This window comes from Nitrospirota bacterium (genome assembly GCA_023229435.1).
GTDB lineage: Bacteria > Nitrospirota > UBA9217 > UBA9217 > UBA9217 > JALNZF01.
This window is the reverse complement of the sequence record JALNZF010000027.1, coordinates 24,160-36,226: the sequence shown is the minus strand read 5'-3', so window position 1 is coordinate 36,226 and position 12,067 is coordinate 24,160. Positions and strand designations below refer to the sequence as shown.

General features: G+C 52.3%; 5 protein-coding genes. 4 read left to right on the top strand and 1 reads right to left on the bottom strand.

Going from position 1 to position 12,067, the window contains the following annotated elements; translation table 11 throughout:
• Window positions 1–127: 127 nt before the first annotated feature.
• Complete coding sequence (locus M0R70_14230) at window positions 128–1,057, bottom strand: transposase (protein ID MCK9420525.1); 930 nt, start codon at window positions 1,055–1,057, stop codon at window positions 128–130.
• A 388-nt stretch (window positions 1,058–1,445) separates the two neighbouring features.
• On the opposite strand from M0R70_14230, the gene M0R70_14225 reads away from it, so the two are divergent.
• The 4 genes from M0R70_14225 to M0R70_14210 all read left to right on the top strand — a co-directional run bounded on the left by M0R70_14225 (window position 1,446) and on the right by M0R70_14210 (window position 12,045).
• Window positions 1,446–5,075: a hypothetical protein gene (locus M0R70_14225; protein MCK9420524.1), complete on the top strand. Its 3,630-nt coding sequence runs from the start codon at window positions 1,446–1,448 to the stop codon at window positions 5,073–5,075.
• A 274-nt stretch (window positions 5,076–5,349) separates the two neighbouring features.
• Entirely contained in the window at window positions 5,350–6,624 is a 1,275-nt protein-coding gene (locus M0R70_14220) for a helix-turn-helix transcriptional regulator (GenBank protein MCK9420523.1), read from the top strand.
• Window positions 6,625–7,227: 603 nt separating this feature from the next.
• The gene (locus M0R70_14215) at window positions 7,228–10,953 is read left to right on the top strand and encodes a hypothetical protein (protein MCK9420522.1); all 3,726 of its coding nucleotides are present in this window, start codon (window positions 7,228–7,230) and stop codon (window positions 10,951–10,953) included.
• 594 nt (window positions 10,954–11,547) lie between these two features.
• Window positions 11,548–12,045, top strand: a complete 498-nt coding sequence (locus tag M0R70_14210) for a hypothetical protein (GenBank protein MCK9420521.1) — start codon at window positions 11,548–11,550, stop codon at window positions 12,043–12,045.
• Window positions 12,046–12,067 lie beyond the last annotated feature (22 nt).

Here is a 12,067-nt window from a genome sequence, read left to right as displayed (position 1 = left end):
TTGACGAGAAGGCGCTGGAGATAGGGTATGGTTGAGATACAGTGACACTCTCGGAGGAAACGGAGAGAAACGGGGAACACAAACATCAACCTGTAGCCACTACGCCAGTGCTTTACTCTACAGTTATTTATTCTTTCTTTAAAGCTGCGGCCACTACTTCTACTTCTTTCCGAATATCCTTGCTACTCCGGAGATACACAGTCACGGCCGCAGGGTCTTTCCGCAAATATGCCGCGATCTCTCGCCCCGTATAACCATATTCCTTCGCCAGGATACTGAAGAGTCGTCGAGCAGTCAAGATATTTATGGTTCTTCTCCATGATCGCAGATCTTCAAGCGATACGCCGTATTGCCGCTCAATCTCTCGTGCTAACCGGGGCAAGGTGTATTCCTTCTTTTGGCGCTCTTTCTTGATTTCTCCATCGTGTTTTTCGACGACCTTTTCGACAAACCGTTCGTCTCCCAAGAGTCTTTGATCTATGGTGGCATAGACGTCTTCCTGCTTGACCGTTGCTCCGTCGTTCATGAACATCGCGTACTGTTTTCGTGCTCTGCCTTTGTTCTCGGAAAACATTCTGAGAACAAGGTCGGTGTCAAGGAACTCTGACCGCTCTGTTTTTGTGAAATATGCTCGATGGCTGCTCCACAAATATTGATCAAGACTTTCAGCGATCTTCGCTCGCAGGGGATTGTAATGGATGTATTTTACAAGGGCCAGCAGATATCGGTCACGGTCGCAAAGGATGGCTTTGTACCTGCCCTGAAAGAGGTGCCCCACGGTCTTGTACCTTCGGTTATAGTACATAGTATACCGCTGGTTGACACCTTGGAGGATTTTGGAGAGCGGAATGTCCCTGGTTTCAATCAGAAGGTGCACATGGTTGGACATAAGTATGTAGGCATAGAGATGAAAATGATAGCGTTGTTTGTAGCCGATAAGGATCTCAAGAAATTTACGATAATCGAGGGGATCTTTAAATATCTTCTGCTTCTGGTTTCCTCTGGTGATTACATGATAAAAGGCGCCTTCGTATTCAATTCGGGGTTTTCTGGCCATGACAGAGGATAGCAAATATCCCAATAGGTGTCAATAACTCAATCTTTAAGTCTGACCCCATACGCCTGCTACCCATACGCCTCTTCTTTTCGATAAAAATAGCCGCTTCGTTCAATAAAAAAGCCGCATCGTTCAAGTGTTCCCCTGCATTTCCTGATATATAAAGGCAACGATTCAGTTCCCTCGGGAGCGGAAACAGTTTCTGACTGACGGGACAGCATGAACTCAGGCGATTTGCCTTCAAACAAAAGCGTCAATCGCCGTGATGCCCGTTTCCGGCAGCGCTGCGACTCAGGAGCAGGAAGAGCACCTCCGGCATAAAGCGCTATTTTTGTTTTAGCAATTATTTTGCTGAATAGTTACCAACTATCTTAAGGAGGGACAAAACATGAGATACAAACATCTGATTGGGGCACTGCTGTTGGCAACAAGCTTGCTGTTATCAACTACCGAAGCAATAGCGACGATCTGGACCGACCACTATGATGAATCAAATGGTTACTCCTTTGCGGGAAACGGGATTTCCACGATCACGTTCGATGACTGGGATTATGTCGGCCCATGCGGGCAAACCTACAAGGATTTCCAGCCGTGCAATGGCGGGTTCGGCGAACTCGGTCAGCAGCAGCACGTCGTGACGCTTCGGCCTGACCGGCTCACGCCGGACGCTCCTCAAGATATTTTAAAAGACATGACGAATTCGCCGGTATACCCCAATGCCAACATGGACGGACAGATAAACTTCTACAAATGGGGATATACAACTCCGGGTTTTGACATCCCGGGCGACATAATAGCATATAGAGCGAAGGACTACTCGGCATCCACCCGGCAGGGATGTACTTTCGATATGAAGATCGATGTTGACGGCGACTATCTGGTCCTCAAAGAAGACATGCTTTTTGCCTATATTGATACTTTTTCGTATGTGGACGCCACAGGGGTGAATCCGCCTCAGGAGGTCAAGCAATCCATTTCGTTCCAACCGTACCCGGTTTCCGATGCCATCGGATGGTGCGGATCAGTAATGGCCGAGCATCCCGCCGCTCTCGCCATGATGGGGGGCCAGATAACCTTCGATTTTGTTATGGACGCTTATTCCGGCGACCCGCCCAATCGCATCTTCATGGGTTCGCAGATCGTGCCCAAATTTGAAATGAGGGCCTATGGTACGCTGAAGGTCCATGTCTGGGCCGGTTCAGATCTGCAGACGTTCTCGTCCAACGCGGTCAGCAACAATACCTATCCAGGCAACACGGACCACTTTGACCCGGACCCTAACTATTACAACCGCGTGTCGTTCCATGGAGGAGGGGTGGTTCCGGATGGCGCCTGGGTCTCCTCGGATTCATATAACCCGGATGGTTCCCCCAAATTGAACGATGACGGCACCTGGAATGTAACGGTGGTACCTGAGGGGAACGGCGCCGTATGGTATAAGAACGCATTCGCGGGCTACGCCTTTATCCTGCGGGCTGACGCACTGCGCATGATTGACTGGTTCAATCCCAAATACGGACCCGAGCCTCCGTGCACCCCTGTGAACTGCGATGACAGCAATCCCTGCACCGCTGATTCCTGCGCGGGTGGCAAATGCCTTAATAAAGAGATGATCTGCCCGTTGGCCTATAAATGCAATTCGGCAAATGGTACCCCGGCGTGTGAGCCGTTTGATTTCTGCGCCGGTGTAATCTGTGAGGACAACAACCTTTGCACGACCGACAGCTGCGATCCTGCGGTTGGCTGCGTCCACAAGCCGGTCGCCTGCGATGACGGCAATTTATGCACCACCGAAAGCTGCAATCCCGCGACCGGCGCCTGCGGGTTCACGCCAGTTATTTGCGATGACGTAAAAGCCTGCGCAACCAACACGTGCGATACCGCCACCGGCGCCTGCAAGTTCACACAGGTCAACTGCGATGATGGCGATCTCTGCACAGCCGACTCCTGCGATAGCGCCACCGGGGGCTGTGTGCACATTTCCGCCTCATGCTCCCTGGTCGACACGACCAACAACAACTTCACGATGATCAACGGGGTCGGCGAACTGACCGGCGGCACCAATGACGTGCATTTCACCTGGGACGGAACGAAGAAGAGCTCGGTGGCAGCGTCCGGCCAGGCGTCCAACGCAACGCTTGAATCCACCTGTCCGTTCTTCGGCATAACATGGATGGCGCATGATGTCGCCATCTATGGGCCGGGCACCTACTCGGTCTACCCGGACTGCCCGGCAGGCAGCCCCGGCTGTGGATCAGGCGATCCGATCACGTTTACCGTTGGTGCGGGAGAACTTGGCGCCCACATGCTCTTTAACTGGGGTGTCAGCGCGGACATCGATGTGGTGGATATCTGGGCGCCGATGGCCTCCTTTGGCCCATCGCCCCTGCAGACCGCGGGCTGTGGATCCAACCCGGCCGATAAGGTCTGGGACTGGATGTCAAAGGATTGGGACGGAGACGGTTTGAACGGCTACGGCATGGTGGACGGCCCCTTCATAGGCTTCAATGCCAGCTTTAACGTGATGGGAGTTCCGCCTGTACCTGTCTGTCCTGCATCCTGCGATGATGGAAACGCCTGCACTGAAGATTCATGCGATGTGGCAACAGGCACCTGTGTCCACACGCCGGTTGCGCCCTGTTGCACCACTGCCGCCGATTGCAATGACAACAATATCTGCACCAAGGATGAGTGCGCAGGCAGTATGTGTGTGTATACGGCGATCGTGCCGGCACAGTGCAACGACAACAACATGTGCACAAACGATGGGTGCACGAACAATGCGTGCACGCACTCCGCGACCGTGCCGGCATCGTGCAACGATAACGACAGCTGTACCACGGATACGTGCACAAATAATACCTGCGGACACACTGCGGTCGCGAACTGCTGCGTCACCGCCGATGATTGCAACGACAACAACGTTTGCAGCACGGATACGTGCGTAAACAGTAAATGCGTGCACACGGCAAGTTGCCCCATACTTACTACCAATAACAATTTCACCATGGTCAGTCCGGTCGGCGGTACGATCGGCGGCACGAATGATGTCATTTTCTCATGGGATGGCAGCACCAAGACCTTGGTTGCCGCGTCCGGACAGATCTCTAATGCGGTAATTTCCTCAACCTGTCCGTTCCAGGGTATTACGTGGTCGGCCCATGATGTAGCCATCTACGGCCCCGGTACCTACACGGTCTACGCGGGTTGCGCGGCGGGAAGCCCCGGCTGCGGAACAGGCGCCGCGATCAACTTTACCGTCGGCGCGGGACAGCTTGGCGCTCATATGCTCTTTGACTGGGGCGCCAGCAAGAACATCGATGTAGTGAACGTCTGGACGCCGAACGCCGTGTTTGCGCCGTCAGCCCTGTGGGCAACGGCATGCGGTTCCAATTCGTCCACAAAGGTATGGGACTGGATGTCAACTGACTGGAATAACGATGGTAAGAACAGCTATCCCATGGTGGATGGCCCCTTCTTGAATTTTAATGGCAACTTCAATATGATGGGCGTGCCTTTCTGCGTTACCGCGAATTGCGATGACAACAATGCGTGCACGGCTGATTCCTGCGATCCAGCCACTGGCTGCGTTCACGCGACAGTCGCTGATGGAACAACCTGTTCGTCGAATGGTCAAAACGGCGTGTGCACAGCCGGAATCTGCGAAATAGCGCCCTGCAACGGAGTTAAGAGTGTGATCATCCGTGGCGGCGGCCAGAAGCCGGGTACGGTGGATCTGCAGATACAGACTGAATTCACGGTAGTGGGCGATGGTTGTATCGTTGATTCCACGCCAAGCACGGTAACCGTCTCAGCCGGAACAATCCTGCAATTCAACTGCAAGGCCGGGATCGGACCCCATCCGACAGCCGGTACCTGGCAGGGCGCTGCCTTTACAACGGACTCCAGTCATACCATTGTGTGTCCTGCTGCTTCGGGAGACGTGGGAAAACTGATCATTGACAACAAGGCTGCCGGTGGTAAGGATGCCGACAGAATGACCGTTACGGTCCAGTAGAGACATGATGCAGATTTGAAGCTCCTTCAGCGGCAGCGCCTCTTGAAGAGGCGCTGCCACTCTTCTTAGGACGTCCCCCAAAATCCCTTGACAAATAACAGCAACGTCCCTAAAGTTATTGACTTTTTTTTGAATTATAGTATATACTTATCACTGTGCAATTGCGATTACATGTTCCATTCAAGTATCCACTGTGAAAGTGAAACCGGTATTCCGAACCTGCCAGTTTGTAGCTTTGACGACTGTTTGAATTAAACGCATCAGGTGGAGTGATATGGCGCAAGAACCATCCATCAACGTTTTTTCGGTACTGATCTTGATCGGTGCAGTACAGGGTTTTCTCCTGGCTGGTGCGCTTCTTTTCATGCGCAGAGGAAACAGACTGGCCAATCTTTATCTTGCAGCGCTCTTCCTGGCCATGTCGGTTTTGCTGATCGATGGATTCTTTCATGTAACAAACTATGACGGCCCCTATCGCTATCTGCTCGGCTTGTCATGGCCGGTGAACTTTCTTCCTGGTCCCTTTTTGTATTTCTATGTCAGAGAATTGAGTTCGCCGAGCCGGAGGGTTTTCCCCCGGATTCAATTACTTCATTTTCTTCCAATGACAGCGTCTGCTCTGATCATCTCTTACTACTTTATCGCATATGGTCACGCGCCGGAATGGGCAGTCTCATGCTGCACCGTGATCGAAGGAACCCAGTTTAACATTCGAGATATCGCGCTTATCCCGGTTGCGATCCAAAAGATCACCTACTGGACATTATCACTATTGCTGGTCATGGCCTACAGCGCGAGAATCAAGCAGAGCTTTTCATCTATTGACAAGATCAACCTATCCTGGCTCCGCACCCTCATTTTCCTCTTTTACGCCCTTGTCTTTATTTTTATCTTCTTTATCTTCTTTTCAGCAAAATTAGGCATCCAACGTGAAATCGTTCCTTTGTTATATTTGAGTTGCGCCATGATTACGTCTGTGATGGCCTTTAAGGGTCTCCTCCATCCGGAGATTTTATTACAGATTGAAATAGCCAACCGGGCAGAACTGATGCGGACCGGCCAGAACAGTGATCTGGACGCACCTTTTCCCACCCCTGATATACTGCAGAATGCGATTGGGATGTTGCAAAAAGAAAAATACCAGAAATCATATCTGGCCCCTGAGCGGGCGGCTGAGATCGCCCGCAAACTCCTTCAACTCATGGACAGGGAGAAGCTTTATCTCAGACCGGAGCTCACCTTGTCGGAGCTTGCCGATAAGCTATCTGTCTCTGCCAACGACCTGTCCCAGGTGATCAATCGGGAAATGAAAAAAAGTTTTTTCGACTTTATCAATGAGTATCGCGTTCAGGAGGCCAAGAAACTCCTGAGTTCTCCCAAATACAACCACTTATCGGTACTTGGGATCGCCCTTGATGCGGGGTTCAATTCCAAGTCCGCCTTCTATAACGCTTTCAATAAATATATCGGTACGACCCCATCAGTATTCAAAAAGCAGTGCGAGTTTGCAGAACATGACAAGGCTTTAAACGTTCAAGGCCGCGCGTGACCTTCTGAGATTCACCCTGTGTCCTGATTTACTACTCGCCTATTCCAATATTCCCCACAATATCCTCTTAAAGTAGTTGTCCATTCCTGCACAATAGGACGACAAACTCGCAACCCTTTGTATTATCGGGGAAAGAAAGTTGTCCACTCCTGCACGAAAAGACGACAAGCCCCGTTCGTTCTGGTACTGTTCTTTCATTAAATGAATTTTGATAATGGAATATTGCCCCTGCGCGGTTGAAAAGGCTGGACGGATATCCCGGGCACAGCGCTCCAACTTTAGTTCGACGACAGGGGTATCTTACTCATGGGGCATCTTCGACATTGTCGGAGATCGACTCCACCGGACGTCGCCGGCTTGCGGGATGGGCCCGAAGGCGGGAGGCTTCCGACACACAAGGAGGCGGAAAATGAAGAGAGCATGATTGTTTTGTATCATCGGGTTGCCATGTATCGGCGCTGTCCCCTATGCGTCGATCGCTGCTAATAACTTTCCTCCGGATGGCAACGTCGGCATGGGGACGACAGAACCAAATGTCATGTTACAAATTAAAGCTAATTATTTTGCTGAATAGTTACCAAATATCTTAAGGAGGGACAAAACATGAGATACAAACATCTGATTGGGGCACTGCTGTTGGCAACAAGCTTGCTGTTATCAAGTACCGAAGCAATAGCGACGATCTGGACCGACCACTATGATGTTTCCAATGGTTACTCCAATGCAGGAGAAGGAATTTCCACGATCACGTTCGATGACTGGGAATGTACCGGCCCTGGTGGAAGAAATGCGAAAGATTTCGAGATGATCAATGAGTTCGGCACGGTCGGTCAGAAGATGCATATGCTGACACTATGGCCCGACCGGCTGACGCCTGACAGGCCTGATACTATTTTACACGATATAACGAACAACCCTATTTACACCCATGCAAATATGGATTCACAGGTGAACTTCTATTATTGGGGATATACCTCTCCGGGCTTCGACGTGCCGACCGACTTCACCGCATACCGGGAGGCGGATTACTCCGCATCCATCCGGCAGGGGTCTCTTTTCAATAACATGCTGGCCGACCTTGACGGTGATTTACTGGTCGGCAAGAAGGACATGCATTTCAACTATTATGATGTCTTCTCCTATGTGGATGCCACGGGGGTGAACCCTTCCGAGGACGTCGAGACCACTCTTTCTTTCCAGCCATACCCTGTCTCCGATGCCATTGGATGGTGCGGAGCGGTATCGGCCTCGCATCCCAACGCCCTTGAGCCCATGGCAGGCCAGCTGACCTTCGACTTCGCGTTTGATGTCTATAACGGGCCCAATCGCGATTTCATGGGAACGCAGATCGTGCCCAAATTTGAAATGAGGAACTTTGGTACGTTGACGGTCAATGTATGGCAAGGTGCCGATCTGCAGACATTTTCGTCCAACGCGGTCGGCCTCAATACCAACCCGAACAATACAGACCGCTGGGACCTGGACCCGGACTATCACAACCGTGTCTCATTTCATGGGGGTGGGGTGCTGCCGGACGGCGTCTGGGTCTCCGAGAACTCGTTCAATCCCGACGGGTCCAGGAAGTTGAACCCCGACGGCACCTGGAATGTAACCGTGGTCCCCGAGGGAACGGGCGGGGCCGTGTGGCACAGTAACGCATTCGCCGGCTACGCCTTTATCCTGCGCGCGGATGGGTATCGTTCGCTTGACTGGTTCGATGAAGCCGTCTATGATCCCGATCCATGCACGATTATAAATTGCGATGATGGAAACGCCTGCACGGCCGATCGCTGTGTGGGCGGTTATTGTTTCCATGAAAATACGGCTTGCAATGACAGCAACTTCTGCACTTCCGACACCTGCAATGCAGCGACAGGCGCGTGCGTTTATACGCCTGTTCCAGGATGCCTGTGCACGGGACAGCCGGATGGGACCTCCTGTAATGATGGCAATCCCTGTACTCTGAACGACATGTGTTCAGGCCAGGTCTGCGCGGGAACAGCCAAAAACTGTGATGATGGAAATGTCTGTACAACCGATTCCTGCGATACCGCCACCGGCAATTGCGCGTCCGCCTGGAATACCTTGACCTGTGATGATGGCAATGACTGTACAACAGGAGACTTTTGTTACTATGGCATCTGTGCGGGAAAGGCCAGGAACTGCAACGATGGAAATATCTGCACAACCGATTCCTGCGATGCGGTCACCGGCATTTGCGCCCACACCCCTAATACGTCGTCCTGTAATGACGGCAAGGATTGTACAACACAGGATGTTTGTTCCGGTGGAGTATGCGCTGGAACAGCCATTCCCGGCGGATGCGACCCCGTGACGCTTAATAATAATTTCACCATGCTGGATCCTACCGGGGCCTTGTCCGGCGGCACCAATGACGTTAACTTCACCTGGGACGGAACGAAGAAGAGCTCGGTGGCAGCGTCCGGCCAGGCGTCCAACGCAACGCTTGAATCCACCTGTCCGTTCTTCGGCATAACATGGATGGCGCATGATGTCGCAATCTATGGGCCGGGCACCTACACGGTCTACGCAGACTGTCCGGCCGGCAGCCCCGGCTGTGGAGCAGGCGCTCCGATCACCTTTGCGGTCGGTGCGGGAGAACTTGGTGCCCACATGCTCTTTAACTGGGGCGGCAACAATGACATTGACGTCGTGAATGTATGGTCGCCGAAGGCCTCCTTTGGACCTTCGCCCCTGCAGACCGCGGGCTGCGGTTCCAACCCGGCCGATAAGGTCTGGGACTGGATGTCAAAGGACTGGGACGGAGACATCTTGGGCTTGAACGGTTACGGCATGGTGGACGGCCCGTTTATTGGTTTCAATGCAAACTTCAACGTGATGGGAGTTCCGCCTGTACCTGTCTGTCCTGCATCCTGCGATGATGGAATTGACTGTACGGAAGATTCATGCGATGTGGCCACAGGCGCCTGTGTCCACACGCCACTGGGGTCCTGTTGCACGTCCGCCGCTGATTGCAACGACAACAACATCTGCACCACGGATGCGTGCGGACACACGGCGGTCGCGAATTGCTGCGTCACTGCCGCTGATTGCGAAGACAACAACGTTTGCAGCACGGATACGTGCGTAGCCGCTAAATGCGTTCACACGCCGATTTGCCCCGTGCTCACGACGGGCAACAATTTCACCATGATCGATCCGACCGGCAAAACGATCGGCGGCTCCAATGACGTTATTTTTTCCTGGGACGGCAGCAAGAAGACCTCGGTTGCCGCATCCGGCCAGATCTCCAATACGGTACTTTCCTCAACCTGCCCGTTCCAGGGCATTAAGTGGTTGGCCCATGATGTGGCCATCTATGGCCCCGGCTCCTACACGGTCTACGCAGGGTGCGCGCCGGGAAGCCCCGGCTGCGGAACAGGCACGGCGATCAACTTTACCGTCGGCGCGGGACAGCTGGGCGCCCACATGCTCTTTGACTGGGGCGCCAGCAAGAACATCGACGTGGTGGACGTATGGAATGCGAATGCCGCGTTTGCGCCGTCAGCCCTGTGGGCAACGGCATGCGGTTCCAATCCGGCCGCCAAAGTTTGGGACTTGATGTCAAGTGACTGGAATGGAGACGGCAAAAACGGTTATCCCATGGTGGACGGCCCGTTCTTGAATTTCAATGCCAGCTTCAATATGATGGGTGTACCTCCCGCAGACTGCGTTCCCGCGAATTGCGATGACGGCGATGCATGCACCGATGATTCCTGTAATGCGGGCGCTTGCGCGCACACACCGATCAACTGCAATGACAACAATGTCTGCACCACCGACTCATGCAATCCGGCATCCGGCTGCGTCAACACGACGATCAGCTGCAATGACAACAACGATTGCACGGCTGATTCCTGCGATCCAGCCACTGGCTGCGTTCACGCGACAGTCGCTGATGGAACAACCTGTTCGTCGAATGGTCAAAACGGCGTGTGCACAGCCGGAATCTGCGAAATAGCGCCCTGCAACGGTGTTAAGAGCGTGATCATCCGTGGCGGCGGCCAGAAGCCGGGTACGGTGGATCTGCAGATACAGACTGAATTCACGGTAGTGGGCGATGGTTGTATAGTTGATTCCACGCCAAGCACGGTAACCGTCTCAGCCGGAACAATCCTGCAATTCAACTGCAAGGCCGGGATCGGACCCCATCCGACTGCCGGTACCTGGCAGGGCGCTGCCTTTACAACGGACTCCAGTCATACCATTGTGTGTCCTGCTGCTTCGGGAGACGTGGGAAAACTGATCATTGACAACAAGGCTGCCGGTGGCAAGGATGCCGACAGAATGACCGTTACGGTCCAGTAGAGACATGATGTAGATGTGAAGCTTCGTCAGTGGCAGCGCCTCTTGAAGAGGCGCTGCCACTCTTCTTAGGATGTCATGCATATAATGACGTTGCGTGTTTAGTGTGATGCATTACTGGTTCTTTATGAAGCATAATGAAATCGCAAAAGATGATGAGCCGAGCCTGGTTTGCCGGAGAACATGTCTTCTGAGAATATCTTTACCATAAAGACGGGTGCAACTTTAGGAACTTTTATAACGTTGATGTTGTTAGGGCCTTCCGCTTTTTTATTTACTCTACCCTCCGATTATCAGATATCTTTCCAGGTTAACAACACCTCCTTGTTTCAGATTTGAACACAGCCTCAATTTAACTGCTCTTAATCCAGTCTCATTTCCAAAATGCCAATTTTACTTTCAATACCTGTAAATAAAGGGTTTTTGGTCTCGATAACTATATTCCGTCTTTGACCAGCGTTCACCTGCGTTCATATCTGAAACACGACCTCTCCCTCTTAATTCTATATTCATACATAATATCAAACTGTTACGACTTGGCACTCATACTGCAATAGTACAGGGCAAGAAGCAATTACTTTTTAAGGAGGCAGAGACATGGGCAAGAGGCAGTTATTGTTCGTCACCTACCGGGATGAAAATTTGGAAGAAGGGGTTTCGTACGCGATCGAGCTTGCAAAGGCGATGTATGAGGACATCACGCTCCTGTTCGTCCAGAAGCAGAGCTCACTCATGGATAAGTTGGAAAACATGATGACAGCCGTGAGCTTTGCCGAGGCCGGCGAGCACGATACGGCTCAGCAGATCATGACTGAGAGCGACCGAGACGTGAAGCGGGTCTACGAAAAGGAAGTCGACACCGTTGTGAAGAATTGCCTTAAGCAAGGCATTCACGCGAAGGTCCATGCCTCAAGTCTGGATGCAATATCGGGCATACGAAAATTTCTTAAGGAACACGGGGGTATTGATAAGGTCGTTTTGAGTCCTGCAATTACCGAGGCCGGGAATGTCACCTCCAAGGACCTGAACCGATTGGTGCGCACTGCATCGCGGCCGATCGTGACTATGACGAGACAGGCGTGTGTAGTTGCTTAAAAAAGTTCAGAGTTCAGGGTTC

Bases quoted from the DNA above. Each gene is read 5' to 3' on its own strand.
- M0R70_14230 (MCK9420525.1), bottom strand. From the start codon at position 1,057: ATGGCCAGAAAACCCCGAATTGAATACGAAGGCGCCTTTTATCATGTA.
- M0R70_14225 (MCK9420524.1), top strand. From the start codon at position 1,446: ATGAGATACAAACATCTGATTGGGGCACTGCTGTTGGCAACAAGCTTG.
- M0R70_14220 (MCK9420523.1), top strand. From the start codon at position 5,350: ATGGCGCAAGAACCATCCATCAACGTTTTTTCGGTACTGATCTTGATC.
- M0R70_14215 (MCK9420522.1), top strand. From the start codon at position 7,228: ATGAGATACAAACATCTGATTGGGGCACTGCTGTTGGCAACAAGCTTG.
- M0R70_14210 (MCK9420521.1), top strand. From the start codon at position 11,548: ATGGGCAAGAGGCAGTTATTGTTCGTCACCTACCGGGATGAAAATTTG.